Annotated in this window: 30 protein-coding genes; 11 read left to right on the top strand and 19 right to left on the bottom strand. The window is 63.5% G+C overall.

All coding sequences use genetic code 11. From position 1 onward, the window contains the following. Positions 1–37: 37 nt before the first annotated feature. Positions 38–499 carry a DUF4174 domain-containing protein gene (locus ACOOEX_RS04555; protein ID WP_420397327.1) on the top strand — a complete coding sequence of 154 codons (462 nt, stop codon included), beginning with the start codon at positions 38–40 and terminating at the stop codon, positions 497–499. Positions 500–509: 10 nt separating this feature from the next. Here ACOOEX_RS04555 and ACOOEX_RS04550 read toward each other — a convergent pair whose 3' ends face one another. The 8 genes from ACOOEX_RS04550 to ACOOEX_RS04515 all read right to left on the bottom strand — a co-directional run bounded on the left by ACOOEX_RS04550 (position 510) and on the right by ACOOEX_RS04515 (position 6716). Further along, a complete protein-coding gene (locus tag ACOOEX_RS04550) occupies positions 510–902 on the bottom strand; it encodes a hypothetical protein (RefSeq protein ID WP_420397326.1) in 393 nt (130 codons plus the stop codon). Further along, positions 902–2947 carry an acetyl-CoA carboxylase biotin carboxylase subunit gene (locus ACOOEX_RS04545; RefSeq protein WP_420397325.1) on the bottom strand — a complete coding sequence of 682 codons (2046 nt, stop codon included), beginning with the start codon at positions 2945–2947 and terminating at the stop codon, positions 902–904. Before ACOOEX_RS04545 ends, ACOOEX_RS04550 begins: the two co-directional genes overlap by 1 nt. 138 nt (positions 2948–3085) lie before the next feature. Continuing rightward, entirely contained in the window at positions 3086–3289 is a 204-nt protein-coding gene (locus ACOOEX_RS04540; RefSeq protein WP_071688675.1) for a hypothetical protein, read from the bottom strand. A gap of 253 nt (positions 3290–3542) precedes the next feature. After that, positions 3543–3914, bottom strand: coding sequence for a hypothetical protein (locus ACOOEX_RS04535; RefSeq protein WP_420397324.1), 372 nt, complete (start codon positions 3912–3914; stop codon positions 3543–3545). Positions 3915–3983: 69 nt separating this feature from the next. Then, positions 3984–4130, bottom strand: coding sequence for a hypothetical protein (locus ACOOEX_RS04530; RefSeq protein WP_169829058.1), 147 nt, complete (start codon positions 4128–4130; stop codon positions 3984–3986). Positions 4131–4332: 202 nt separating this feature from the next. Further along, positions 4333–4719: a DUF6497 family protein gene (locus ACOOEX_RS04525; RefSeq protein WP_420397323.1), complete on the bottom strand. Its 387-nt coding sequence runs from the start codon at positions 4717–4719 to the stop codon at positions 4333–4335. Beyond that, positions 4716–5060, bottom strand: coding sequence for a hypothetical protein (locus tag ACOOEX_RS04520; RefSeq protein WP_420397322.1), 345 nt, complete (start codon positions 5058–5060; stop codon positions 4716–4718). The genes ACOOEX_RS04525 and ACOOEX_RS04520 overlap by 4 nt, the downstream gene beginning before the upstream one ends. A 123-nt stretch (positions 5061–5183) precedes the next feature. Continuing rightward, positions 5184–6716, bottom strand: coding sequence for an acyl-CoA carboxylase subunit beta (locus tag ACOOEX_RS04515; RefSeq protein ID WP_420397321.1), 1533 nt, complete (start codon positions 6714–6716; stop codon positions 5184–5186). Positions 6717–6933: 217 nt separating this feature from the next. Here ACOOEX_RS04515 and ACOOEX_RS04510 point away from each other — a divergent pair, with 217 nt between their 5' ends. The 3 genes from ACOOEX_RS04510 to ACOOEX_RS04500 are packed head-to-tail and all read left to right on the top strand — an operon-like array spanning position 6934 to position 10131. Then, positions 6934–8151 carry a multidrug effflux MFS transporter gene (locus ACOOEX_RS04510; RefSeq protein ID WP_420397320.1) on the top strand — a complete coding sequence of 406 codons (1218 nt, stop codon included), beginning with the start codon at positions 6934–6936 and terminating at the stop codon, positions 8149–8151. A 57-nt stretch (positions 8152–8208) separates the two neighbouring features. Further along, a complete protein-coding gene (locus ACOOEX_RS04505) occupies positions 8209–9606 on the top strand; it encodes a helix-turn-helix domain-containing protein (RefSeq protein WP_420397319.1) in 1398 nt (465 codons plus the stop codon). Between the two features lie 54 nt (positions 9607–9660). Beyond that, the gene (locus ACOOEX_RS04500; protein WP_420397318.1) at positions 9661–10131 is read left to right on the top strand and encodes a CoxG family protein; all 471 of its coding nucleotides are present in this window, start codon (positions 9661–9663) and stop codon (positions 10129–10131) included. Positions 10132–10165: 34 nt separating this feature from the next. Here the strand turns inward: ACOOEX_RS04500 and ACOOEX_RS04495 are convergent, their stop codons facing one another. The 4 genes from ACOOEX_RS04495 to ACOOEX_RS04480 all read right to left on the bottom strand — a co-directional run bounded on the left by ACOOEX_RS04495 (position 10166) and on the right by ACOOEX_RS04480 (position 12933). Next, complete coding sequence (locus tag ACOOEX_RS04495) at positions 10166–10405, bottom strand: YdcH family protein (protein ID WP_420397317.1); 240 nt, start codon at positions 10403–10405, stop codon at positions 10166–10168. Between the two features lie 104 nt (positions 10406–10509). Next, positions 10510–11205 (bottom strand): HAD family hydrolase, encoded by a 696-nt coding sequence (locus ACOOEX_RS04490; protein ID WP_420397316.1) that lies wholly within the window; start codon positions 11203–11205, stop codon positions 10510–10512. A gap of 153 nt (positions 11206–11358) precedes the next feature. Next, complete coding sequence (locus ACOOEX_RS04485) at positions 11359–12234, bottom strand: DMT family transporter (protein ID WP_420397315.1); 876 nt, start codon at positions 12232–12234, stop codon at positions 11359–11361. Between the two features lie 93 nt (positions 12235–12327). Continuing rightward, positions 12328–12933 (bottom strand): LysE/ArgO family amino acid transporter, encoded by a 606-nt coding sequence (locus ACOOEX_RS04480; protein WP_420397314.1) that lies wholly within the window; start codon positions 12931–12933, stop codon positions 12328–12330. An 86-nt stretch (positions 12934–13019) separates the two neighbouring features. Between ACOOEX_RS04480 and ACOOEX_RS04475 the strand changes: the two genes are divergently transcribed. The 3 genes from ACOOEX_RS04475 to ACOOEX_RS04465 all read left to right on the top strand — a co-directional run bounded on the left by ACOOEX_RS04475 (position 13020) and on the right by ACOOEX_RS04465 (position 16128). Then, entirely contained in the window at positions 13020–13904 is an 885-nt protein-coding gene (locus ACOOEX_RS04475; RefSeq protein ID WP_420397313.1) for a LysR family transcriptional regulator ArgP, read from the top strand. Positions 13905–14002: 98 nt separating this feature from the next. After that, positions 14003–15007: a sterol desaturase family protein gene (locus tag ACOOEX_RS04470; protein ID WP_420397312.1), complete on the top strand. Its 1005-nt coding sequence runs from the start codon at positions 14003–14005 to the stop codon at positions 15005–15007. Between the two features lie 5 nt (positions 15008–15012). After that, positions 15013–16128: an acyltransferase family protein gene (locus ACOOEX_RS04465; protein ID WP_420397311.1), complete on the top strand. Its 1116-nt coding sequence runs from the start codon at positions 15013–15015 to the stop codon at positions 16126–16128. Between the two features lie 177 nt (positions 16129–16305). Here the strand turns inward: ACOOEX_RS04465 and ACOOEX_RS04460 are convergent, their stop codons facing one another. Beyond that, a complete protein-coding gene (locus ACOOEX_RS04460) occupies positions 16306–17052 on the bottom strand; it encodes a YebC/PmpR family DNA-binding transcriptional regulator (protein WP_420397310.1) in 747 nt (248 codons plus the stop codon). 167 nt (positions 17053–17219) lie between these two features. Between ACOOEX_RS04460 and ACOOEX_RS04455 the strand changes: the two genes are divergently transcribed. Both ACOOEX_RS04455 and ACOOEX_RS04450 read left to right on the top strand, forming a co-directional pair. Continuing rightward, the gene (locus ACOOEX_RS04455; protein WP_420397309.1) at positions 17220–17963 is read left to right on the top strand and encodes a HisA/HisF-related TIM barrel protein; all 744 of its coding nucleotides are present in this window, start codon (positions 17220–17222) and stop codon (positions 17961–17963) included. A 40-nt stretch (positions 17964–18003) separates the two neighbouring features. Next, positions 18004–19779: an SLC13 family permease gene (locus tag ACOOEX_RS04450; RefSeq protein ID WP_420397308.1), complete on the top strand. Its 1776-nt coding sequence runs from the start codon at positions 18004–18006 to the stop codon at positions 19777–19779. Here ACOOEX_RS04450 and ACOOEX_RS04445 read toward each other — a convergent pair. Genes ACOOEX_RS04445 through ACOOEX_RS04420 form a run of 6 tightly spaced genes read right to left on the bottom strand, consistent with a single transcriptional unit; the run spans position 19776 to position 25307 of the window. Beyond that, positions 19776–20636 carry a DMT family transporter gene (locus tag ACOOEX_RS04445; protein WP_420397307.1) on the bottom strand — a complete coding sequence of 287 codons (861 nt, stop codon included), beginning with the start codon at positions 20634–20636 and terminating at the stop codon, positions 19776–19778. The two genes, ACOOEX_RS04450 and ACOOEX_RS04445, sit on opposite strands and share 4 nt — an antisense overlap. A 10-nt stretch (positions 20637–20646) precedes the next feature. Further along, positions 20647–22425 carry an SLC13 family permease gene (locus tag ACOOEX_RS04440; RefSeq protein ID WP_420397306.1) on the bottom strand — a complete coding sequence of 593 codons (1779 nt, stop codon included), beginning with the start codon at positions 22423–22425 and terminating at the stop codon, positions 20647–20649. A 21-nt stretch (positions 22426–22446) separates the two neighbouring features. Continuing rightward, complete coding sequence (locus tag ACOOEX_RS04435) at positions 22447–23376, bottom strand: DMT family transporter (protein ID WP_420397305.1); 930 nt, start codon at positions 23374–23376, stop codon at positions 22447–22449. Then, positions 23363–24187 carry a TIGR00282 family metallophosphoesterase gene (locus tag ACOOEX_RS04430; RefSeq protein ID WP_420397304.1) on the bottom strand — a complete coding sequence of 275 codons (825 nt, stop codon included), beginning with the start codon at positions 24185–24187 and terminating at the stop codon, positions 23363–23365. The genes ACOOEX_RS04435 and ACOOEX_RS04430 overlap by 14 nt, the downstream gene beginning before the upstream one ends. Before the next feature lie 56 nt (positions 24188–24243). Continuing rightward, entirely contained in the window at positions 24244–24720 is a 477-nt protein-coding gene (locus ACOOEX_RS04425; RefSeq protein WP_420397303.1) for an OsmC family protein, read from the bottom strand. 29 nt (positions 24721–24749) lie between these two features. Continuing rightward, positions 24750–25307, bottom strand: coding sequence for a 5-formyltetrahydrofolate cyclo-ligase (locus ACOOEX_RS04420; protein ID WP_420397302.1), 558 nt, complete (start codon positions 25305–25307; stop codon positions 24750–24752). Between the two features lie 75 nt (positions 25308–25382). Here ACOOEX_RS04420 and ACOOEX_RS04415 point away from each other — a divergent pair, with 75 nt between their 5' ends. Together ACOOEX_RS04415 and ACOOEX_RS04410 are read left to right on the top strand one after the other, a co-directional pair. Next, positions 25383–25997: a VOC family protein gene (locus tag ACOOEX_RS04415; protein WP_420397301.1), complete on the top strand. Its 615-nt coding sequence runs from the start codon at positions 25383–25385 to the stop codon at positions 25995–25997. Further along, on the top strand, positions 25994–26464 hold the full coding sequence (locus ACOOEX_RS04410) for a GNAT family N-acetyltransferase (RefSeq protein WP_420397300.1): 471 nt from the start codon (positions 25994–25996) through the stop codon (positions 26462–26464). Before ACOOEX_RS04415 ends, ACOOEX_RS04410 begins: the two co-directional genes overlap by 4 nt. The last annotated feature ends 13 nt before the right edge of the window (positions 26465–26477 follow it).

Genomic DNA, 26477 nt, shown 5'->3' with positions numbered 1-26477 from the left:
GAAACGCGCGCCTATATCTTTGACATACGGAGGTTTCATGCGCGCAGTCCTGTTTCTATTGCTGGCCCTGACGCTCGCCCTGCCGGGCGTTGCACAGCAGGCCGACGCCCCGGTCGAGGCGGAAGTTGCCGTGCCGGTGCTGCAAGTCATCGACGCGGTGGAAAGCGGCATCACGCTGGACGAGCTTATGTGGGTCGCGCGGCCCATAGTGGTCTTTGCCGATACCGACCGCGACCCGCGCTTCCAGGACCAGATCGACCTGCTGCTGGAACGGCCCGGCCCCTTGCTGGAACGTGATGTCGTGGTGGTCATTGATTCCGACCCCGACGCCGAAAGCCCGATTCGGCAGGCGCTGCGCCCGCGTGGGTTTTCGATGGTGATCATCCAACGCGACGGGCGCGTCGCCTTGCGCAAACCCAACCCGTGGGACGTGCGCGAAATCATGCGCGCCATCGACAACCTGCCGATGCGGATCGAGGAAATGGGGCTGTCGCAATAAGCTGCTTCGCTCATGCCTCGCCCCCCATGCCGCCCAGGATCACGCCCCCGGCCAGGAAGAGCGCGCCAAGCGCCACCAGCCCGGATGTGGCCGGGTCGGTTTCCAGCCCGATCACCGCACCCATGACGCCACCACCCGCCAGCAAAAGCGCCAAAGCAGCCACGGTCGCCAATAGCAACCATCGACGCCCAAGCCACAACGTCAACGCCCCGGCCCACACCCCTGCCCCGGCCACAACCGCCAGCAGCAGCGCGCCCACCAGAGGCCCGGCCTTGACCTGATCGCTCAGGAAATCGGCCAAGAGCAGCCAGAACACACCCGCCATCGCCCCGAGCCCGGCCAGAAAGCCGAGCCCGTGCACCGCCCAGATCCAGGCGGGGGCGTATGGCGAATGCGATGCCATCACTCGAATTCCATGATCACGTCGTCAACGGCCAGGCTATCCCCCGCCGCCGCGTTGATCTTGGACACAACGCCCTTCTTCTCGGCCCGCAGGATGTTTTCCATCTTCATGGCTTCCACGGTGCACAACGCCTGGCCCTCCTGCACTTCCTGGCCGACCTCGACATTCACCTTCACGATGAGGCCCGGCATCGGGCAGAGCAGCAGTTTCGAGGTGTCGGGCGCGACCTTTTCGGGCATCAGCGCTGCCAGTTCCGCCTGACGCGGGCTGCGCACCTTCACGGCCAGATCGGCCCCGCGCGTCCGCAGGCGGAAGCCCTGGGTGATCTTGCCCACCTTCAACACCAGCGGGCTGCCGTTCACATCGAGCACCGCCAGTTGATCGCCCGGCGTCCAGTCACTGGCCACCCGCAGCACCTGCCCATCCGGGAAGGTGACGGTCGATCCGTCATGATCGGCGTCGATATGAACCGGGAAGCTTTCGCCCTGCAGCGCCACGACCCAATCGGTCGCCACGCGGCGTTCATGGTTGTCCATCCGGCCAGACACGCGGGCACGGCGGATCTCGGCCACCCGGTGCATGGCGGCGGCAGAGGCCGCAACACGGCGCAACTCATCCTCTGGCAGGGTCACGCCCTCAAAGCCATCCGGGTATTCCTCGGCGATGAAGGCCGTGGTCATGTCGCCCGAGATGAATTTGGGGTGATCCATCACCGCCGACAGGAAGGGCAGGTTGTGGCCGATGCCCTCCACCTCGAAACTGTCGAGCGCAATCCGCATCGCCTCGATCGCCTCGGCCCGGGTCGGCGCCCAGGTGCAGAGCTTTGCGATCATCGGGTCGTAATACATGCTGATCTCGCCGCCCTCATAGACGCCGGTATCGTTGCGCACGGCAGTCGGCCCTTCGGGCGCATCGCCCTGCCATTTGCCATTGATCAGCATCGGCCCGGCGGCGGTTTCCGCTGGCGGACGATAGCGGGTCAGACGCCCGATAGAGGGCAGGAAGCCACGATAAGGGTCTTCCGCATAAAGCCGGTTTTCAATCGCCCACCCGGTCAGTGTCACATCGTCCTGGGTGATCGACAGCGGCTCCCCGGCGGCCACGCGGATCATCTGTTCCACGAGGTCCACACCGGTGATCAGTTCGGTCACCGGGTGTTCCACCTGAAGGCGCGTGTTCATTTCGAGGAAGTAGAAATTCTTCTCGCCATCGACGATGAACTCCACGGTGCCCGCGCTGGCATAACCCACGGCCTTGGCCAGAGCCACGGCCTGTTCCCCCATTGCCTTGCGGGTCGCCTCATCAAGGAAGGGCGACGGCGCCTCTTCCACCACTTTCTGGTTGCGCCGCTGGATCGAGCATTCGCGCTCGCCCAGATAGATGCCGTTGCCATGCGCGTCGCACAGAACCTGAATCTCGATATGACGGGGCTGCGTGACGAATTTCTCGATGAAGATCCGGTCATCGCCAAAGCTGTTCGCCGCCTCGTTCTTGGACGACTGGAAACCTTCGCGGGCCTCCTCGTCATTCCAGGCGATCCGCATCCCCTTGCCGCCGCCCCCGGCGCTGGCCTTGATCATGACGGGGTAGCCGATTTCGTTGGAAATCTTCACCGCTTCGTCAGCATCCTCGATCAGGCCCATATAACCGGGGACTGTGGATACTTGTGCATCCTGTGCAATCTTCTTCGAGGTGATCTTGTCACCCATGGCCTCGATTGCGCCGACAGGGGGGCCGACAAACGCCACACCAGCCGCTTCAAGAGCTTCCGCGAACTTGCTGTTTTCAGACAGGAAGCCATAGCCCGGATGAACAGCCTCAGCGCCCGAGGCCTTGATCGCCTCCATCACCTTGTCAATCACGATATAGGACTGGTTCGCCGGCGGAGGTCCGATATGTATAGCCTCGTCCGCCATCTGAACATGCAGCGCATGCTTGTCGGCGTCCGAATAAATGGCGACCGTCGTGATCCCCATCTTCTTGGCTGTCTTCATCACGCGGCAGGCGATTTCGCCCCGGTTCGCGATCAGGATCTTGTTGAACATGGTCCCTTGTCCTCCTCTTACGCCGGGGCCGTCACGGCAGGCGTGGAAACGAAAAAGGACCATCCCGGGCGGTCAGCCCCAGATGGTCCCATTGAATTGCCGATCTGCGCGCGATGCGCAGGTGTTATGTTCGTTGTGTCAGCAGAGATTGACGTCGTCGCAAAGCGCGCCAGCAGCCGCGCCGACAACCGCGCCGGTTGCGACGCTGCCACCAAGCACCGCCGCACCGACGCCGCCCGCAGCGGCCCCGACGGCCGCGCGATCCAGATCCGTTCGTGCAAAACAGCCCGACAGAAGCGTTGCCGCGATCGCGCACACCGCAATAAGTTTGATTTTCTGCATGTTGCTCGTGCCTCTTCCCGTTCTTCTTTTGAGTGGCGTGACCCACCTTTGAAAAAAGACGGCCCGCCGTCAATGCCGACGGGCCGCTCTGAAGGGGAAGGGTAACACGTCACATTACCACCGGCCCGTTTGAAGCTGGGGACTAAGGCCGGCACAGTGACGATTGCACGAGGATTTTCGCGGTGCGAGACGGAAAAATCGCGGTTCGATTTTTGGGCGCGTTTCTGCGCAATTCTGCAAGCCATAGGCAGGTTCATGCCGACCCCTCCCAATGGCCCGTGCCGTCGAATGCCTCTGGGAAAGACGCCCGTGCGCGGACCACGTCAAGCTGCAACAGCGCCTCGTAATCCTCTGGATCGAAAGGATCATCCAGCGCGACCACCTCGCGCCCGAATAGCCAGGACAACCGCCCCGCATCGAGGTTGCCGCGCTCAAAGGGCTGATCGCCGAAATAGAGCCACAGCGCCTCGACAAAGGCTGCATCGGCCCGGCGGTCGGCCGGGCGCCGGTCGGCATAGCGTTCCCGCGCAATCAGGGGCGTCGCCCCTTTCTTGTTCTCGCGCCGGATGGTGAACTGGAAATCGGTGCCGGGCATACGCCCCGGAAAGCCACGATGCTTGATCATGCCCACGCCCCCCCGATTGCCGGGGCGCGGAAAGGCCGGACGGGAATGCCCCGCCCGGTCCGGTCTGCATCAGTCGTATTTGTTGCTATACACCGGCTCGGCCTGAATGGGCGCGGGGTCGATGATGATAATCTCTTCTGGCTCTGGGGCCGGCGCACAAGCTGCGGCGCCGACAAGAAGGCCCAAAGCGAGAAGCGCTTTGATGCGGTTGGACATCCTGCTCTCCTATCGTTTTTTGTCCCGGTCGCTTGGGGGCGGACCGGGTTCCCGGGAATGGCCGTACACACATGGCCAAATTTGATCATACCGGAAACGACGGCGGAAAAGCAGCCAAATGATGGCGGGATTGTGTCCTGTGTCCGCGCTGCATCAGAAAGATATCCACAGCAGGAACGTCTCGCAACATGTTGTAGGGTCATCAGAAATCCTCCCAGATGCAGGACCCGCCTTGCAGGCGATATCCGGCAAAGACCTGCGTGACGCCGGGGGCAGGCTGGCCGCGTTCGACCCTCTCGCTCATGACCTGCACCACGATCTGATCGGGGGTTTGGTCGGCTTCACCCGCCGCCGCAAGCCCCCATGTGTCGCAGATCACACCGGTATCCTGGGCCATCTCGTCGGCCCCGATACGCCGACCAGCCAAAGATGGGGCCAGCACCTGAAGGATCAGCCAGGTTTCACCATCGGGCTGTGCCTCGATCACGGTCCCCGCAAGCTCCACGGCAAGGCCCGAGGGCAGCTCCAGTGCCTCTTCCCGGCAGCCTGCGAGCGCAGTCAGCGCCAAGATCACCGCCAGCGCCCTCATGCCCGACGCCCCGCGAAAGCCGCCCAACGGGCGCGGTTGCGGGGGCAGGCCAGAACGCGCGCGATGATGTTTTCGAGGCCCGCGCGGGGGGCGGGGCCCTCGACCCGCCCGCCCGCACGAAGCCTCAGCCCGTGATCCTGCTCCTCCACATGAACCACGGGGGAAAAGCCGCGCACGTCCCTCAACGCGCGCCACATATCCTGTCGGACCTGTTGCGCCAGACGCAGCTTTCCCATCTTCGGAAATTCGGTCACCACGCCGATATCGAACCGCGCGGGCAAGTGCCGCGCCAGCGTCAGCGACGCGCCATCGCGCAGGATATGCCAGCGGCGGGCAGTCATTGCCCGTCCTCTCGCTGCAACATCCTGTGCGTGATCCTGCGCATAGCCGTTCCTTGAATTAGGGGTTCCCCCACCCGTGCCGCCGGCCGGACAACGGATGGGGGATAGACCCGAGAAAGAAGCTCAAAGGGGAATGTTGTCGTGCTTCTTCCACGGATTCTGGAGTTTCTTGCCACGCAGCGAGGCGAAGGCGCGGCAGATGCGCTTGCGGGTGCTGCGGGGTTGGATGACCTCGTCGATGAACCCACGCTCGGCCGCCACGAAGGGGTTGGCGAAACGGTCTTCGTAATCCTTCGTATGGGCCGCGATCTTTTCGGCATCGCCCAGATCGGCGCGATGGATGATCTCGGTTGCGCCCTTGGCGCCCATCACCGCGATTTCCGCTGTCGGCCATGCGTAGTTGAAATCGCCGCGCAGGTGCTTGGACGCCATCACGTCATAGGCGCCGCCATAGGCCTTACGGGTGATCACGGTCACTTTCGGCACCGTGGCTTCACCATAGGCAAAGAGCAGCTTCGCGCCATGCTTGATGACGCCGCCATATTCCTGGCTGGTGCCGGGCAGGAAGCCGGGCACGTCAACCAGCGTCAGGATCGGGATCTCGAACGCATCGCAAAAACGCACAAACCGCGCGGCCTTGCGGCTGCTGTCGATATCAAGACAACCTGCCAACACCATCGGCTGGTTTGCCACCACGCCCACGGTCTGGCCTTCCAGTCGCATGAACCCGGTGATGATGTTCTTGGCGTAATCTTCCTGGATTTCGTAGAAATCGCCCTCATCCCCCAGTTTTTGGATCAGCTCCTTCATGTCATAGGGGCTGTTGGGGTTGTCCGGGATCAGCGTGTCGAGGCTCTCCTCCACCCGCGCCACGTCGTCGAAGAAGGGGCGCACGGGCGGCTTCTCGCGGTTGTTCAGCGGCAGGAAATCGACCAGGCGGCGGACCTCGGCCATCGCCTCCACGTCATTTTCGAACGCACCATCCGCGACGGAGGATTTCTTGGTATGGGTCGATGCCCCGCCCAGTTCCTCGGCGGTCACAACCTCGTTCGTCACCGTTTTCACCACGTCGGGGCCGGTCACGAACATGTAGGAGCTGTCCTTCACCATGAAGATGAAGTCGGTCATCGCGGGCGAGTAGACCGCGCCACCGGCGCAGGGCCCCATGATCACGGAAATCTGCGGTACCACGCCAGAGGCCATGATATTGCGCTGGAACACCTCGGCGTAACCTGCGAGCGAGGCGACGCCTTCCTGAATGCGCGCGCCGCCCGAGTCGTTGATGCCGATCACGGGCGCGCCGTTCTGCATCGCCATGTCCATGATCTTGCAGATCTTTTCCGCGTGCGTCTCGGACAGCGACCCGCCGAAGACGGTGAAATCCTGGCTGAACACATAGACCATGCGGCCGTTGATCGTGCCCCAACCGGTCACCACGCCATCGCCGCGCGGCTTGGATTTTTCCATGCCGAAATCGGTGCAACGGTGGGTCTTGAACATGTCGAACTCTTCGAAGGAGTCCTCGTCCAGTAGCAGGTCGATCCGTTCCCGTGCGGTCAGCTTGCCCTTTGCGTGCTGGCTTTCGATCCGCTTCTGACCGCCACCAAGACGGGCCTCTTCGCGGCGATGCTCCAGTTCCTGCAGGATGTCTTTCATGGGGTCCCCTTCCTCCCGTAGCGGAGCGGGAGCGACCCGTCCGTCTTTTCGAATTCGAGGGGAACCTAGCGAGTCTCTGGGGAATAGCCAGTTGAATTCAGCATATTTGCAAACTTGCTGAATTTGCTGAATTTGCAAATGCTAATCAGCAAATGATCGTGAATAATGTGCGAGAACGCACATGGACAAGGGGATCATTGCGGCGTTAAGTAAACCAATGAGTTCAGTCCCCGAGGTCCGGTACCTAGACCGGTCCACGCCCCCTCACATCTCGACCTTGATCGCGGCGACGGCGCTTGGCGCGATGTCGATGAATATCTTTCTGCCGACCCTGCCGCAGATGGCAGAGTACTTTCAGGCCGACTATGCGCTGATGCAGCGCTCGGTCACGCTCTACCTGCTGATCAATGCGATCCTGCAACTGGGGATCGGCCCGGTATCCGACCGCTATGGTCGCCGCCCGGTGCTGCTTGGCAGTTTCATCCTGTTTTCCCTCGCCACCATCGGCTGCATCTTCGCGCCCACGGCCGAGATCTTCCTGGCGTTCCGAATGGCGCAGGCCGTGGTGGTCGCGGGGCTGGTGCTTGGCCGTGCCGTGGTGCGTGATATCGTTCCGGGGCCACAGGCAGCCTCGATGATCGGCTATGTGACCATGGGCATGGCGCTGGTGCCGATGATCGGCCCCGTGGTGGGCGGCATATTGGGAGAAACCTTCGGCTGGCAGGCGAATTTCGTGCTGCTGCTGGCAACGGGGTTGACGGTTCTGGCGCTGACATGGTTCGACCTTGGCGAGACAGCGCGGGCCAGCACCGGTAGCTTCCGTGACCAGATTCGCGAATACCCCGAGCTGTTCACCTCTCGCCGCTTCTGGGGTTATTGCGGGGCCACGACCTTCGCTTCCGGTGCCTTCTTCGCCTATCTGGGCGGCGCGCCCTATGTGGGGTCCGAGATCTACCACTTGACACCCTCGCAGGTGGGTTTCTATTTCGGCGCCCCCGCTCTTGGCTATTTCTGCGGAAACTTCGTTGCGGCACGCCTCTCCGTCCGGGTGGGAATCAACCGGATGATCCTTTACGGCACCACAATCTCCACAGCCGGTCTATTCATCCCCGTCACACTGCATTTCCTGGGGCTCAGTTCCGCGCAAACCTTCTTTGGCTCGGTCACGCTGGTCGGTCTCGGCAACGGCATGACCATGGCCAACGGCAATTCCGGCATGCTGTCCGTGCGCCCACATCTGGCCGGATCGGCCTCGGGCGTCGGGGGCGCGGTAATGCTCGCCGGGGGCGCCGTGCTGGCCGATCTGGCGGGCAACGCACTGGCAGGCAGCGAGACGGCAATGCCCCTTGTGGTCATCATGCTGGCCAGCTCGGCCCTGTCGATTGCGGCCATTGTCTACACGATCCACCGCGAACGATTTGTCGGCGCGGTCTGACCCCTTGCCGCAAGGCTTTGCAAAGCTCATAGTGACTTTGCAAAGTAAGAGGCGAGCATGGCGATCCAGAAACTCTATGCCGGGGCGAAGCTGCGTGAATTGCGCGGGCGCATGGGCCTGACGCAAAAGGAGTTTGCCACCAAGCTTGGCGTGTCGCTGCCCTATCTCAACCAGATGGAAAACAACAACCGGCCCGTGTCCTCGACCGTAATGCTCGGGCTGGTGCAGGAGTTCGGCTATGACGTGACCGAGCTGGCTTCGGGCGACACCGAACGGCTGGTCTCCGACATGCGAGAGGCGCTGGCCGATCCGGTTTTTACCGAGGCCGCCCCGCCCCTGCCCGACCTGCGCCTGACCGCGTCGAATGCCCCCGCACTGGCCCGCGCCTTCCTCGACCTGCACCGCGCGTACAGGCAAACCCATGAACGGCTCGCCTCGCTGGATGAGGCGCTTGGCCGCGAAGGCGCGCGCGTCGCCGCCAGCCCGTGGGAAGAGGTGCGCGATTTCTTCCATTATTGCGACAATTACATTGACGCGGTGGATCACGCCGCCGAACGCTTCGCCGAAAAGGCGGGTGGCAATCTGGATGCCCATATCCGCGCGGCGTTTGACGATCAGGGGATTACGGTGCGCTACGCCGACGATGCCGGTATTCGCCGCTATGACCCGACCCGGAAAGAACTGACGCTGTCGCCTCGCACCGCCCCCGAAACGCAGCGCTTCCAGCTATTGCATCAATATGCCCTGATCGCACAGGACCGGCTGCTGGAGGCGACGCTCGACCTCGCCCGGTTCCAGACCGACACTGCCCGCTCCATCGCCAAGGTGGGTATGGCCAATTACTTCGCGGGCGCTGTGCTGATGCCCTATGGCCGGTTCATGGACGCCGCAAGCGAGACCCGCCACGATCTGGAACAGCTGGCCGTCCGCTTCGGGGCCTCGATCGAGCAGGTGGCGCACCGCCTGTCCACGATGCAACGCCCCGGTGCCAAGGGCATTCCTTTCTTCTTCGTCCGCGTCGATCAGGCCGGCACCATCACCAAGCGCCACAGCGCAACAAGGCTGCAATTCGCCCGCTTCGGCGGGGCGTGCCCGCTGTGGAACGTTCATCAGGCGTTCGAGACGCCGGGCCGTTTCCTGCGCCAACTGGCCGAAACGCCAGACGGGGTCCGCTACCTGTGCCTTGCCCGCGACGTGTCGAAATCGGGCGGATCGTTCCACGCCCCCACAAGGCGGTTTGCTATCGGGCTGGGTTGCGAGGTGCAGCATGCCGATGCCGTGGTCTATGCCGATGGCATGGATATCGGCACCGCCAGCGCCTATCAGCCGATTGGCATTTCCTGTCGTATCTGCGAACGCACCAATTGCCATCAGCGATCCGTGCCGCCATTGGAACGACAATTGCGCATCGACCCTGATCAGCGCGGAACCCTGCCCTATGAGATCGGGCGTTGACGCAGGCCGCCGACCCCGGCCAAATTATCGTGACACGCAATCGGGAGGACCATCATGGAAATGCATTCAAGCCGGGTGATCGCGGCGGATCGGGCGACGGTCTGGGCGGCTTTGAACTCTGCCGAGGTTCTGAAGGAATGCATTCCGGGCTGTGAGGAACTGAGGGGATCACCCGAGGAGGGTTTCGCCGCCACCGTCAAGCAGAAGGTCGGCCCGGTGAAAGCCACCTTCAAGGGTGAGGTCACTCTGTCGGATGTCGTCGAAAACGAAAGCTACACCATCTCGGGCGAAGGCAAGGGTGGCGTCGCGGGGTTTGCGAAAGGCGAGGCCAAGGTTCGGCTGGAGGATGCCGAAGGCGGCACCGAGTTGTTCTACGATGTCGAGGCCAGGGTGGGCGGCAAGATCGCACAACTTGGCTCGCGCCTGATCGACGGGTTCGCGCGCAAGATGGCCGACCAGTTCTTCGAGCGTTTCCAGGCCCATGTGGAAGGCTGCTCCGAAAACGAAGACGCGGCCGAGGCATAGCCCCGACCGCGCCAGTTTCGAGATGTGATATCGATCAGGCCTTTGCCAGCATCCCGGCGATTTCGTCTTTCAGATGCATGCGCTTCTTGCGCATCTCAACCTCGGCCAGCTCCTCTTTCGGCTCAATGCCCGTCTCGGCGCGATGCACGGCGCGGTTCACCTCGTGATATTCGTCCATCAGCTTGGCGAAATGGGCGTTGGAGGTCTTCAGCTCGTGGATCTTCTCGACCTTGTCGGGAAATTCCTCGGCCAGTTCATGGGGGGTATGGGACATGTCGCGCTCCTCTTATTGTCGTGTTCCGACAGCATGGATAGCAGGGCGCGCGAAAGCCCGACTTTGACCGAGGTCAATCGCGGCGGCGGATTCTGAAAAAAGCCTTACTCCGCCGCCTGCCTCAGACTGCGCCGCCACGCTGCATCGACCTCGGCCATGGACAGTACCGCCACCTCACCGCCCTGCCCCGGCACGCCTAGCCCGCCAGACCGTGCAAGGGCACCGGGAAAGCCCAAAGTGCCGATCCCCGCAGCGGCCGCGGCTTGCAGTGCTGCGGCGCTGTCGACCACTGCAAGGGCGGCAGAGGGCAACACGCCGACCTGCGCCAATGCGAGCTGATAGGCCTCCGGATGCGGCGGCAGGTGGAGCAGGTCGTCACGCAGGATCGCCACGTCGAACCCGACGCCGCCGCGCGCCCGTGCCGTCGCCTTCAGCATGGCCCGAACCGGTTCCGTCGCCGAGCGGCTGACAAGCCCCAGTTTTAGCCCGCGTCCCGCCGCTGCCATGATCACCGCCGCCACGCCCGGGCGCAGTGGCAACCCTTCGGCCAGCATCGCCGCGAAGAGATGCGATTGGGTGCGTTCCACAGCGGCGACATCCACCGCGCACCCCTGCTGCACCGCGAAGCGCGCCACGGGTGAACGGTCGTCACGGGTGGCCAGCAGCCGCTGGTACATGTCCCAGCTCCAGTCCCAGTCCAGCCCCTGCGCGCGAAACGCGCCATTCCATGCCGCCCGGTCCAGATCGGCACATTCCGAGATCGCACCGATCCCGCCAAACAAGATCGCTTCCAAAGCCATTCGTGATCCTCCACGGGATCAGGAATACGCCCGACCGGCGCGGCGACAAGCGCACGCAACATGCCGGAACCGTCGCCTGCACCGCGTTGGATCGCCGCTAGGCAATCTCTGCACCTGATGCCTATTCGGGTGGCAACAAACGAACGCCGGCCGCTACAGCTTGGTCTGCGCAACCGCCGGCGTCACCTGTTTGCGGCGCAGCATCGCTTCGCGCAGGGTGATATAGCTGATCGCCGCAATGATCATCGCGCCTCCGATAATCACGAAGATATCGGCGGGCTCGCCAAAGGCGACCGCGCCAAGCAGCGTGGCCCAAATCAGTTGCAGGAAGGTCACCGGCTGCGTGACCGTCAGGGGCGCGGCCTTGAAGGCCATCGTCATGGTGAAATGCCCCGCCGTGGCGAAACAGGCGACGAGGAACAGCCAGCCAATCTGTTCCCATGTCGGCGGCACCCAGACCGCCCAGGCAAAGGGGGCAAGCCCGACTGTCACCGTCAAGGACAGCATCCCCACCACCACGGCGGGCGAGGTTTCATCCGCCATGATCTTGGCCACCAGATAGCCAACGGAAAACGCCGCTGCCGTGAACAGCATCGCGATATGGCCGGGACTTATTTCCCGAAAGCCGGGGCGCAGGATGATCAACGCCCCGCAGAAGGCCACGACCACCGCCATGATCCGCCGCATCGCCAGCCGCTCGCCCAGGAAGATGGCCGCCAGGATCGTCACGTAGATCGGGTTCAGATAGTTCATCGCCGTCACCTCGGCGATCGAGATCTGGGTCATCGCGTAGAACCAGCTGATCACGCCAAACGTATGGACGAAACCGCGCAAGGCAAATAGCTTGATTGCCCGGCGCGAGAGCTGCGCGTTCAGAATGGGCCGGATCATCGGCAGCACGAAAACCAGCCCGAGCGCATAGCGCAGGAAGGCCGATTGCGCGGGTGGCACCGTTGGCCCGACGATCTTCACCAAAGCCGTCACCGCCACGAAGCAGGCCCCGGTGACCACCATCCAGAACACTCCCATTGCGGGGTTCTGGCCGCTCGGGCGCTCGGGGGGGGAATTGCTTGCCATGTGCAGCAAAGAACCCCAAAGCGCGGGGAACGGCAAGGCGATACGTCACGTCCCAAACAAAAGCTTCGCCGCAATCGCCCACATCACCAGCCCGATGACCCCATCCAGCACCTGCCACGCCCGCGGGCGGGCAAAGACCGGCGCCAAAAGCCGCGCGCCGTATCCGAGCGAGAAGAAGAAGGTGAAGCTGGAAGTCACCGCACCTGCGCCGAACCAATGGGCATTCTCGCCATATTGGGTGGCGATGGACCCGATCAGCAGGACCGTATCCAGATAGACATGCGGATTGAGCCAGGTCAGCGCCAGGCAGGTCAGCAGCGCCGCCCGCAGAGACCCCGCGCCGGTGTCGGCCGCTCGCAACGCTTCGCCCCCGCGCCACATGGCATGGAAACTGCGCGCGCCGTACCAGATCAGAAACGCCGCCCCGCCAAAACGCAGGGCGGGTGCGATCCAGGGTATCAGGTCAATCATGACGGAAAAGCCGCCAACGCCAAGCGCGATCAGAACCGCGTCTGATATCGCGCATGTCAGCACCACTGGGAACACATGGGTCCGGCGAAGCCCTTGCCGCAGGACGAAAGCGTTCTGCGCCCCGATGGCAAGGATCAGGCTGAAGCCCAGATAGAACCCGGCAGACACGGCGTGAAACATGGAAAACCCCTTTGACGACGCCCCCTGCTAGCGCGTTCCGTCAATAAATTCGACTTACTTATTACTCTGTATGATAAACTATACTTATGATTCTCGACTACGATGCCCTCAAGGCCCTTGCGGCCATCCTGAACACCGGCAGTTTCGCCGGGGCAGCGCGACAGCTCGGCCTGACCCAACCGGCCATCACGCAGCGCATCAAGCAGCTGGAGGACCGGGTCGGCACCATCCTGATACGCCGCGGACGCCCCTGCATGGCGACCGAGGCCGGTGCGCGCCTGCTGCGCCATGCGGAAGAGGTGGGCCTGATGGAAAAGACACTCGTACAGGATCTGGCGGGGTTTGGTCCTGACCCGGACCGCCCCCTGCGGATCGCCGTGAATGCCGACAGCCTCGCCACATGGGCGCTGCCCGCGCTGGCCGCAGCGACAGGTTTCCTGTTCGATATCACCGTCGACGACCAGGACCATTCGGCGGATCTGATACGCGCCGGTGAGGTCACGGCGGCGATCACCTCGCACGGACGGGCCATTTCTGGCTGCGATCTGCATCCGCTTGGCGCCTTGCCCTATGCCGTGACATGCACCCCGGATTTCGCGGCCCGCTGGTTCGACCATGGCGTCACGGCAGATGCACTGGCCCGCGCCCCCTGCCTGACCTTCAACCGCAAGGACCGGCTGCAGCGGGACTGGGCGGCGGCCATCGGCGGCACGCGGCTGTCCGTCCCCACCCACTACCTGCCGACCACGCAAGGCATCACCGAGGCGATCTGCCTGGGTCTTGGATGGGGGGCAAACCCGGTCGCCCTGTTTCAGCCCTATCTCGACAGTGGAACCCTGGTCGAACTCATCCCCCGAAAGCGCTTCTCCACGCCCCTCTTCTGGCAGGTCAGCCGTCAGGCCACCCCGGCCCTGCGCGACCTGACCCGCGCCCTGAAACGGCAGGCGGCAACCCAGCTAACCCCGCCCTGATCCTGAACAATTGGCTCGAATTCATCCGATTGGTGCCCCGTTGTCGCCATCTTCTCTGCCTAGCCTGCGTCAAAGAATAACGGGCAAGGCATGAAAACATGGACTGGTTTACCGATATTGTGACGGCTGTCTTCCGGGCACCCATCGACCCGGGCATCCGCTTCGCGCTGATCTATATCGCGCCGACGATCGCTCTGGCCTTCATCATCTGGCTGGCGCGCGGGCGGCCCGCGCCTTTCCTGTCCTGGCTGGTGCCGAAATCGGTTTACACCCACAAGTCGAACTGGGTGGACCTCAAGCTCTTCCTTGCCAATCACATCCTCGGTGCCGTGGGGTTCTTCGGAGCCGTGGTCTTCATTCCCTTCGTGGCCTTCAAGGTCGTGGTGACGCTGGCGGCATTTTCCGGTGAAGGCTACGCCCTGCCGCCGGTGACCCTCGGGCGTACCGCGCTTCTGACCCTCATCATCGTGGTGGTGAACGACTTCTCCAAATATTGGACGCATCGCATCTGCCACGAATGGCAATCGCTCTGGCCCTTCCACGCCGTCCACCATTCTGCCGACGTGCTGACACCCGTCACCGTCGCCCGCGTTCATCCGGTCGAGGTGCTGATCCGCAACATCATGGCCAGCGTCATCGTCGGCGTCGTGCAGGGCGTCGCGCTCTATGCACTTGTCGGTCAGGCAAACCTTGTGACGATTGGCGGGGCGAATGTGTTCTACGTGGCATTCAACGCGCTCGGATCGAACTTTCGCCACAGCCATATCTGGGTCAGCTACGGCCGTGTGATGGAGCATATCCTGATCTCGCCCGCGCAACACCAGATCCACCATTCGGCGGCGAAGAAGCATTTCAACAAGAACTATGGCTCGATCTTCGCCCTGTGGGACTGGATGTTCGGCACGCTCTACATCCCCGAAAGCTACGAGGATCTGACCTATGGTGTCGCCGACCGGCAGGGCAACCTAAAGGACCAGCCCCACCCCACCCTGCGCGCGGCGATGGTGCTGCCCTTCGTGGAAAGCTGGCAGGCGCTGAGGGACCGCTTCGGGATGAAGCCCGAGGCTGCCGATCCCTCGCCGTCACAGCATCCGGCGGAGTAAGGCGCATGACCCGTGGCTTCTCCCTCTGGCTCGATGCGGTCCGGGCGCTTGCGGCTTTTGCGGTGCTCTTCGGACACATGGCGCATGTCCGCTTTACCGGAGGCGACTACTACTTCTTGCGCGACTGGAACATCGCCTCGGATGCGGTGGTGGTGTTCTTCGTGATCTCCGGCCTCGTCATTGCCTTCGCCGCCGAGCGCGACGGCGATCTGAAAACCTACAGTTATAATCGCGCCACCCGGATCTTCACGGTGATTGTCCCGGCGCTGTTCCTGACGCTGATCTTTGATGCCATCGGCACGCGGATCACGATGGACGCCTATCCCCTTGGCTACTACCAGCATCTCAGCTGGACTGAGTTCCTTTTCCGTGGCCTGACCCTGACCCCGCAATGGCTCGGCGTGATGGAACCGGTGCGCCTCGGCTCAAACGGCCCGATCTGGTCGCTGTCCTACGAGTTAGCCTATTACATGATCTTCGGCTTCGCCGTGTTCCTGTCGGGCGCAAGGCGGCTGGTTCTGATCGCGCTGGTGGCATTCCTGGCCGGCGTGCCTATCCTGGCGCTGATGCCCGCCTGGCTGCTTGGCGTTCTGGTCTGGCGACGCGTGTCGAGCCCTGACGCCGCGTCGCTGTCTCGGCCCGTGGCCTGGACCCTCGCCATCGGCGCGCCCGTGGCCATGGTGGCCCTGAAATGGGCAGGCGTGGCCGATGCGCTCGCCGCTTTAACCGCGCGAGCCTTTGCGCCCGCCGACTACAACACCGTCCTGCTCTATTCTGACGAGGTCATGTGGAACAGCCTGCTGGCCGTACTGATGGCGCTGCATCTGATCGGAGTTGCCCCGCTGATGGCCGCAAGCAAATGGCGCGAGTCCGAAGGTCTGGCCAAGGCTATTCGCTGGCTGGCCGGCGGCAGCTTCTCGCTATACGTGATGCATTATCCGACATTGCAGTTGCTTGATGCGAGCCTGCCAGAGAGCCTGCCGCTTTACGATCTGTGGCTGCTCGGGATCACTCTGGCGGTCTGCTTCGGATTTGCCGCCCTGTTCGAGCGCCCGCTGAAAACCTATCGCCGCTGGCTGGCCACCCTCACCCGTCGCCCCGCTGCGGTTCCGGCAGAGTAGCGCGGGTCTTCGACACCGGGCGGGCCAAGCGCCTTGCAGGGCGCTTCCAAGGCCGTTCGAACGGCCCTCCACCAACAGAAAAAGCCCGGTCGCATGCCCCGGGCTTTTCGCTTTTCGTCTGCACACATGGTGCACGGGGGGTGTACAGGGGGTGTACGGGTGGCGCCCCCCTTTTTTCTAGCCCGCCAACTGCTCCATCACCTCGTCGGAAATCTCGAAATTCGCGGTGACGCGCTGCACATCGTCATCGTCTTCCAGGATCTCGATCAGCTTCATCAGCTTCTGCGCGCCATCGAGATCGAGCTCGGTCGTGGTGGTGGGCTGCCAGATCAGCTTGGCGGTTTCCGATTCACCCAAGGTTTCCTCCAACGCGGTCGAGACCTCGTTCAGATCGGTATCGGCGCAGGTGATCACGTGGTTCTCCTCGTTGGTCTCCACGTTCTCGGCCCCAGCTTCGATCGCGGCTTCCATAACCGCGTCTTCATCACCGGCAGACAGAGGATAGATGATCTCGCCCTTGCGTTCGAACATGAAGGACACGGAGCCGGTTTCACCCAGGTTGCCGCCATGCTTGCCGAAGGTCGAGCGCACCGTCGACGCGGTGCGATTGCGGTTGTCGGTCATCGCCTCGACGATCACCGCAACGCCGCCCGGGCCATAGCCCTCGTAGCGGATTTCCTCGTAATCATCCCCGCCCGCGGCCTGGGATTTGTCAATCGCGCGCTGGATCACGTCCTTGGGCACGGATTGAGATTTGGCCTCTTTCACCGCCAGCCGCAGGCGCGGGTTCTTGTCCGGGTCGGGGTCGCCCATCTTGGCGGCCACGGTGATTTCCTTGGCCAGCTTGGAAAACAGCTTGGACCGCAACGCATCCTGACGGCCCTTGCGATGCTGGATGTTCGCCCATTTTGAATGGCCTGCCATCACGCTTCTCCTGAAATGCTTGATCGGCGCGGTTCTACTGCAAGCCAGAGGGGACACGCAAGCGGGGTTTCGCGACGCCATGGATCGCGCGAATGCCGTTTTCAAACACCACGTCCCGCACCCGAGTCGGTTATGTCTTGCCCAGACCCACCGGGAGGACCTGACCCATGATGATCTACCCCACAATCGAACTGCAGAACGGCCGCTGCGTGTCCTTGCATCGTGGCCGTATCGAAGAACCGCAGATCTGGCATGTCGACCCGATCGCCAAGGCCAAGGGCTTTGCCGCCGACGGGGCGGAATGGATGCATGTGACCGATCTGGATTGGGTCGTCGGCGGTGATGGCAATGCCAGCATCATCGAAGAGATCATTCTTCATTCCGGCATTCCCGTGCAACTGGGCGGCGGGTTCCGCAGCCTCGAGTCCATCGCCATGTGGATCGACAAGGGTGCGGGCCGCATCGTCGTGAGCTCGCTTGCCGCTCAGAACCCCGATATCGTCAAACAGGCGGCCAAGCGTTTCCCCGACCAGATCGTTGTCGCCGTCGATGTATTCCAGGGCCAGCTGATGACCAATGGCTGGCGCGACACGGCTGCGATCACCCCCGCCGATTTCATCGCGGCCTTTGACGAGGATCCGCTGGCGGCGTTCGTTGTCACCGATATCGACGCTGATATCGAAGACAGCGACGGCTCGCTCGGGGTGATCTCGCAACTGGCCGACGGCGCCCGCGCGCCCGTCATCGCCCGTGGACTGTCGCGCAGCCTAGATGACATCGCGCGGCTGAAATACGTCCAGCACATCTCTGGCGCGATCATCGGCCGGGCGCTCTTTGACAAAACCATCGAGCTCAGCGATGCGCTGGCTGTCGCCAATGCCCGCCCCGGCCCCACGGCAGAATTTATCTGATCGGGTGACACCCGTGGTCATGGCGCGTTAAGACTGTGCCATGACCACTGACCAGATCCTTCTGTTTTCGCTTTTCGGCATCGTCTTCGGCCTGCTTCTGTGGGGCCGGTTCCGCTATGACCTGGTGGCCTTCGGGGCGCTGATGGTGGCGGTTGTTCTGGGGCTGGTCCCGGCAAGCGAGGCATTCTCGGGCTTTGGTCACCCGGCCACGCTGGTCGTGGCGCTGGTGCTGGTCGTCTCTGCCGGGCTGGTGCGATCTGGCGCGGTCTTCCTGATCACCCGCACACTGGTCGATGCCAGCCGCTCGCTCGGCACCCATATCGCGATCATGGGCGGCGTGGGGGGTGTGCTGTCGGCCTTCATGAACAACGTGGCGGCGCTGGCGCTGCTGATGCCCGTCGATATCGCCACCGCCCGCAAGGCGGGCCGCAGCCCCGGCCTGTCGCTGATGCCGCTGTCTTTCGCGACGATCCTTGGCGGCATGGTCACTCTCATCGGCACGCCCCCCAACATCATCATCGCGGCGATCCGCGAGGAATCCCTGGGCGAGTCGTTTCGAATGTTCGACTTCGCTCCCGTGGGCGGCGCGGCTGCCATCGCCGGTCTCGCATTCGTGGCGTTCATTGGCTGGCGGTTCATCCCGATCCGCGATTCCGGCGTCGGGGGCGACGCGCTTGGAGAGCTGGAGCCCTACATTTCCGAGCTGACCATCCCCGAGGAAAACAAGATTGTCGGCACCCGCCTGCGCGACCTGCTGGAGCCTGCGGAAAAGGCCGATGTGGCGATCCTGGGTCTAGTCCGTGATGGCAAGCGGCGCTTTGGCATGGGGCGTAACCTGGTGCTTCAGGCGGGCGATATCCTGGTGTTGGAGGCGGTGCCCGAAGCGCTCGATGAATTCCGCACCGCGCTGAAGCTCGACTTCGCGCCAGAGGGGCATCCGATTGAGGACGCCGTGGGCGAAGGCGTCAGTCTGATCGAGATGGTCGTGACCGACAGCAGCCGCATTGCGGGCCGGACCGCACAGGCGATTGGTTTGGGCTGGCGCAAGCGCACCGTGCTGATGGGCATCTCGCGCAAGGGCCAGAGGATGACCAAACGGCTGCGTCAGACCGTCATACAGCCCGGCGATATCCTGCTGCTGCTGACGCCGTCGGATACGGGCGAGGATGTGGTGGACTGGCTCGGCGGGCTGACTTTGGCCGACCGGGGCCTTGCCGTCACCCGCGACAGCAAGACATGGGCCGCCATCGGCTTTTTCGCGGGCGCGGTGATCGCGGCCTCGCTCGGACTTGTCTACCTGCCGATTGCGCTCGGGTTGGTGGTCGTGGCCTATGTTCTGTTCAAGATCCTGCCTTTGGCGGAAGTCTATGACCATATCGAGTGGCCTGTCGTGGTGCTGCTCGGCTCGATGATCCCGCTCGGCGCGGCGCTTGAGGCCTCGGGTGGTACGGAACTGCTGGCGCAGGGGCTGGTTTCGATCAGCGCAGGCTGGCCCGCCTGGGGCACGCTGACGCTGTTGATGGTTGTCACCATGACGCTGAGCGATGTGCTGAACAACACGGCCACGGCCATCGTCGCCGCCCCCGTCGGCATCCGCATGGCCGAGGCGCTGGAGGTCAATCCCGACCCGTTCCTGATGGCTGTCGCCGTGGCGGCCTCGGCGGCCTTCCTGACCCCGATCGGGCATAAGAACAACACACTGGTGCTTGGCCCCGGCGGCTACGGCTTTGGCGATTACTGGCGCATGGGCCTGCCGCTGGAGATCATCGTGATCGGCGTCTCGATCCCCACGATCCTGCTGGTCTGGCCGCTCTAACGCCCTTCCCGCAGCGCGGCCAGATTGTTCAGCGCCAGCGCGCCAAGCACCACACCCCCGCCCGCCAGCGTCCAGAACCCTGGGAACTCCGCCAGCACCAGCCAGACCAGAAGCGGGCCGAAGACGGCCTCCAGCAGCATGATCAGCGACACATCCGCAGGCGGCAGGTAACGCGGGCCAAGACTGAGCAGCGCAGTGGCCCCCGGCGTGACGATCAACGCGATCAAGGCCACGAAAGGCAGCGAAACGGAGGGCACTGACAGCCCCGGCGCGAGGAACAGCGAGACAAACATGGCGAAGAACCCGGCAATAGACATGGCGGGCACCATGGAAAGCGTCTTCTTCTGCCCCGCGATGGCAAAGATCACCGCCCAGGACAGCGCCGTGACCACGGCGGCGAGGTCCCCCAACAGGTCTCCCTGCCCGCCCCCGGCGCTTCCCCATGCGATCAGGGCAATCCCGGCCATGACCGCCGCAATGGTGGCCCACGTGCGTCCCGGCACCGGCTGGCCCAAGACGAACCGGGCGATGAGGGCTGAGAACACCGGCATCGTGGCGAGGATGAAGAGTGTATTTGCCGCGAGCGTATGGCCGACCGAATAGAGAAAGCTCACATTTCCAATGGTGTAGCTCAACCCAATCGCCAACCCCGCCAGCCCCACTCCCTTGAACGCATGAATCGCCCCACGCCCCTGCGTCAGCATCAGCCACAGCGCGATCACCGCGCCCATGCCCGCCCCGCGCCAGAACATCAGCGTCCATTCGGGCAGGCCCGCCAGCCGGATCAACAGCACGTCGGGCGACAGGATCAGAACACCGGTCAGCGTCAGCCACAGGCCCTTGGCGTAATCGCTCACCCCTTGGCCCTCACAATGCCCAGATCAATGGGATGACGAGGCTCACGACAATGCCAAGGCTCAGGTTCAGGGGGATGCCGATCTTCATGAAATCGGTGAAGCGATAGCCGCCGGGGCCATAGACCAGCATGTTGGTCTGGTAGCCGATCGGTGTGGCGAAACTGGCAGAGGCCGCGATCATCACCGCGATGACCAGCGGACGGGGATCGACCCCGATGGCGGTGCCTAGCCCGATGGCCACGGGCGTGATCACCACTGCCACCGCATTGTTCGATACAAGCTCGGTCAGGATCGAAGTGATCAGGTAGATCACCCAGACCAGCACGAAGGGCGGCAGGTTGCCAAGCCATGGGGCCAGCGTGGTCACGATCAGCTCCACCGCGCCGGTGTGCTCAAGCGCCGCCCCGATGGCGAGCATGGCGAAGATCAGCGCCAACAGACGCCCGTCGACGAAGGAAAACGCCTCCTCCGCGTCGATGCAGCGGGTGATCAGAACCACCGCCACGGCCAGCACAGACAGCAGGAAGATGGGGGCCACGCCAAGCCCCGCGAAGGCCACGATGCCCACCATGGCGGCAAAAGCAATCGGCGCGTGACGGCGGCGATAGGCACGTTCGGTGGGGGCGGTTATGTCGACAAGGTCCATATCGGCGGCGAGGCGCTGGATGTCGGCCGGATCGCCCTCCAGCAGCAGGGTATCGCCCACCTGCACGATCAACTCATCCAGTTGCCGCCCGATATTCTGGTTCCGCCGATGCACGGCGAGCGGATAGACACCATAGCGCCGCCGCAGACGCAGCGCGCCAAGCGAACGGCCCACCATGCGGCAGCCGGGGGAGATCAGCACCTCGACCGTGGTCGTCTGCACCGATGACAGCTTGTCCACCGTGCGCAGATCCTTGCTTTGCTGAAGGCCCAGAACCTCGGCCATATCGGTGCGCAGAACCACCCGGTCGCCTGCCTCCAGCACCACGCCCGCCATATTGCGCCGCAGCGAGGCATCGCCGCGCAGAACGTCGATCAGCCGCACGCCCTCACGCTTGAACAGGTCCACCTCGTTGACGTTTTGGCCAATGAGGGCGCTGTCCTCGGGCAGGGCCACTTCGGTGAAGAACTTCATCTTCTTGCGGCTTGACAGCATATCGGCCATCGAACTGCGGTCGGGCAGCAGGCGAGGGCCGATCAGGGACATGTAGAGCATTCCCCAGATCACCACGACGATGCCCACGGGCGTGACCTCGAAAATCGAAAACGGGTCCAGCCCCTGCGCGCGGGCCACACCATCGACCAGCAGGTTCGTCGAGGTCCCGATCAGCGTCAGCGTGCCGCCCATGATCGCGCCATAAGACAGAGGTATCAGCAACTTTGACGCGGGACGACCGAGCGACCGGGCGATCTGCACGAAAACCGGGATCATGACCACGACCACAGGCGTGTTCGACACGAAGGCCGAGGCGATGACGACGAAGCCAAGCAGCGCCGCCAGCGCCGACTTCGGCTGGGTCTTGGCCTTAGCCTCTGCCAGATGCGTAAAACTGGCCAGCGCCCCGGTGCGCACCAAGGCCCCCATTACGATGAACATTGCCGCGATGGTCCAGGGGGCGGGGTTCGACAGGACTGACAGGGCGTCGGCATAGGGAAGAAACCCGGCGGCCAGCAGCGCGGCGGCCCCGGCGATGGCGACCACTTCTGCCGGGAAGGTCTCTCGCACGAACAGAATGAACATCACGGCCACGACGCCAAGGGTCAGAACCCCTTGCATGGTTGGCGATAGGAACTCAGCAAGCATCGGCGATCCCGTCCCGATTGATCAGGGGCCATCATTGTTGACGGGCAGAGGAACGGCAAGGGCTTCCTTTGCACGCGGCTGCACCAAGGCCACCCCCATCAACATCAGCGCGAAGGCGCCCCAGACCCAAGGCGAATAGGTTTCGCCAAGCAACAGCCACGACCAGCCAACGCTGAACCCGGTCACCAGGTAGGAGATCTGCACAGCAAATACCGGCCCACCCCGCCCCACCAGCCAGACATATCCCGCATAGCTGAGCGCATGGGCAACGGAAGAGATGACCACCGCCAGATCGGGCAACCCATAGGGCGGCAGCGGGGAAATCCATTCCCCCGATAGAAGCGCAATGGGCAGAGAGATCACGATTCCCACAAGCGACGCACCAAGAAGCACCTGCACTGCATCCAGATCCGCGGGCTGGTGGCGGGCCACATAGTTTCCCTCGAAGGCATAGAAGGCAGGGGCGATCAACCCCACGGGCACCCAGACCAGCATGGCCGGATCGGGCAGGCTGGTCTCCGGCAGCATGATCATTGCAATGGCGGCAAGGCCAAGGCACAGGCCCAAAAGCCGCGCAGGCGAAAACCGGTCATTGCCCCAGGCCAGAGCGATCGGGAAGGCCAGCATTGGCACCATCGCAATGCACAGCGCAAGGATGCCGCCGGGCAGATGAATGGCCGCCGTATAACTGGCGCTATTGGGCAGAAGCGTGCCGATAAGGGCGATGATCAGGTAAAACCGCAAGGCGCGCGGATCTGTCGGCAGGCCCCGCCCGGTCATCCGGTTGATAAAACCGAGAACGACCGCCCCAAGCACGAATTGCCAGAAGATGATGCCGACGTGGCGATAGCCTTCGCTGACCGCGATCTTGCTCATGGGGATGGAAATGCCCCACCCGAGCGAGCAGACCAGCAGCACCGCCACGAGCCACAGTTTTTCAGAGCGCGCCATCCGGCCCCGCCTGTTGCAAGCGCCCGCCGATGCGGATCGGGGCGACCCTGGCCGCCTTGCCGGTCTTGTCATCGGTTTCCACAAATATGCCCGACAGGGTCGCCTCACCCGCTGCCGGCGTGAACCGGTCCTTCGGCATGCCGGTGATGAAGCGGCGCAGGGGTTCGGTCTTTTCCATCCCGATAACGCTGTTGTAATCGCCACACATGCCCGCATCCGTCAGGTAAGCGGTGCCGCCCGGCAGGATCTGTGCGTCGCCCGTGGGCACATGGGTGTGGGTGCCGACCACAAGGCTCGCGCGGCCATCGCAGAAGTGCCCGACGGCCATCTTCTCTGAAGTCGCCTCGCAATGAATGTCCACGATAATGGCGCTGGCCAGCCCGCCAAGCGGATGCGCGCGCAGGATGCCCTCGACCGCCGAAAACGGGTCCGAGAAGGGCCGCTTCATAAACACCTGCCCAAGCGCCTGCATCACCAGTACCTTGCGCCCGCCCCTGGCCTCGAACAGCTGAAAGCCCCGGCCCGGTGCGGTCTTGGCGTAGTTCACAGGCCGCACGATGCGCGGCTCCTTGTTGATGAATTGCAGCATGTCGCGCTGATCGAAGGCGTGATCGCCAAGGGTCAGGCAATCAACGCCTGCGGCCAGCAGGGTCTCTGCATGGCTTTGCGACAGGCCATGGCCCGAGGTCGCGTTCTCGCCATTGACCACGACGAAGTCGAGCCGCCAGTCGGTTTTCAGCCGGGGAAGGGTGTTCGCAACGGCCGCGCGCCCCGCACGCCCCATCACATCGCCAAGGAAAAGCAATCTCATGCCCAAGGCTTAGGCGGTTCAGTGCGGGGCGGCAAGAGGTCGGGTGCGGTTACCTCTCAGGGCGAGGGGCGCACAATGTAGCTCGCGTTATAGCTGACGGGGAAATTGACGGATCGCGCGATGTAGCAGACCTTGTGAATGCGGGCGTGAATCTGGTCCGCCACATCAGGGTCCGACCCCGGCGCCAGCGCGATCCGGGGCCGCAGCGTGGCCGACAGGAACCGGCCAGCGCCAGAGGGCAGGCTTTCGCCCTTTGCCAGCGGATCGTCCTCGTAGCCTTCCACCACGATCCCGGCATCGCTTGCCAGGTGCAGGAACCACAGCATGTGACAGGCCGAGAGGGCCGCGATCAGCATATCCTCGGGGTTATGGCGCGTCGGGTCCCCGCCAAGCAGCGGGTCGTTCGAGCAGTTGATCACCGGCTTGCCAGGTGTCTCGACATTCCACGTCCGGTCATAGCCGCGATAGCTGGCCGTCCCCTGCCCCCGGTTTCCCGTCCAGACGATCCGCGCGGTGTAGTCGTGTTCGGCCATCGTTGCCCTCCGTTTCCGCGCATCCCTCGTCAGGGCCGGAACACGCCCGCCTCGGTCACCACCGCATCAAGCAGCTGATCGGTGGGTTCCACCACCAGCCCCTCCAGCTCCTGCGCTGCATAGGCAAAGCCTATGGCCCGTGTCGGACGCTTGGCACGCAGCCCTTCCAGCGTCCGGTCATAGAACCCGCCACCATAGCCCAACCGGTTGCAGCCCCGGTCAAAGGCCACCAGAGGCGCGACGACGATCTCTGGTTCCAGCCAGTCGCCATTTTCCGGCACCCGAGCGCCGAAGGGGCCGTCGACCATCCGACAGCCGGGGCGCCATTCGCGGAACCTGAGCGGCTGGCCATTTGCTTCGATCACCGGCACGCAGATCCGGTTTGCTTCCGCCAGCGCGCGCATGGCGAGCGTCGGGTCCAGCTCGGTCCGCATGGCCATATAGGCGGCGATCACCTTGCCCTCGGCCGGACCGATTTCAGCCAGCAGCGCGACATTGGCGTCAGATACCGACGCGCGCTCAAAGGCTTCGGCGCGGGCTGTGAAGGCTTTCTTGCGGAGGGCGGCTTTCTGGGCGGTCAGGTCCATCGCGGTGTTTCTCTTGCACTTCGCCCACAGGCGGGGTTTCCTGCGTCGCAAGATAGGCGCTAGGCGGAAAAACTCATGCTGACATTCGACCATCTGGCCATTTCCTGCGACAGCCTTGCCGAAGGCGTTGCCCATGTCGAGACCGCTTTGGGGGTGGAGCTTGCCCCGGGAGGCGAACATGCCGCCATGGGCACGCATAACCGTCTGCTCTCGCTCGGGCCGGAGGAATATCTGGAGGTCATCGCGATCAACCCCGCCGCCCCGGGCCCCGACCAGCCGCGCTGGTTTGACATCGACAGATTCGCGGGCGCGCCCCGAATGACCAACTGGATTTGCCGCTGCCCCGACCTGGAGGCCGCGCTGGCCGCAGCCCCCGAAGGCGCAGGCGTGCCGTGGGAGCTGGAGCGGGGCGACCTGCGCTGGCGCATGGCGGTGCCGACCGATGGCAAACTGCCCTTCAACAACTGCTTCCCCGCGATGATCGAATGGCAGGGCAGCGCCCACCCGGCCCCGCGCCTGCCCGATCACGGTATTCGCATGACCGGGCTTATCCTGACCCACCCCGAGGCCGCGGCCCTTAGCGCCGCACTGGCCCCCATGATCACCGATCCGCGCCTGTCTATTGTGACCGGCCCTGCCCCGGCACTTTCGGTCGAGTTGACCGGTCCGAAGGGAACCATCCGCCTGTGATCCGCACCGCCCGACCTGCTGACGCGCCAGCCATTGCGGCGATCTGGAACCATATCATTCGCGATACGGTGGCCACCTTTACCACTGAGGAAAAGCAACCCTCGGCAATTGCGGGAGCGATGGCTTCACAGCCCTATTGGGTGGCCGAAGACGCGGGTACCGTTGTGGGATTTGCCACCTATTTCCAGTTCCGGGGCGGGCCGGGCTACGTCCATACGATGGAACATTCTGTACATATCACGCCCTCGGCCCAGGGTCGGGGGCTGGGGCGCGACCTTATGGCCGCTTTGGAAGACCATGCCCGCAAGGCCGGGGTGCATTCGCTTTTTGCAGGCATCTCTGGTGAAAACAGTGCCGGGCTCGCCTTTCACAGCGCGCTTGGCTATGCCCACAGCGCTCGCCTGCTGCAGGTGGGACGAAAATTCGACCGGTGGCACGATCTTGTGCTGATGCAGAAATTCCTCTGACATTCCCGGCCCG

Source organism: Nioella sp. (genome assembly GCF_965215655.1).
Lineage (GTDB): Bacteria > Pseudomonadota > Alphaproteobacteria > Rhodobacterales > Rhodobacteraceae > Nioella.
This window is presented reverse-complemented; position numbering and strand designations above follow the sequence as displayed.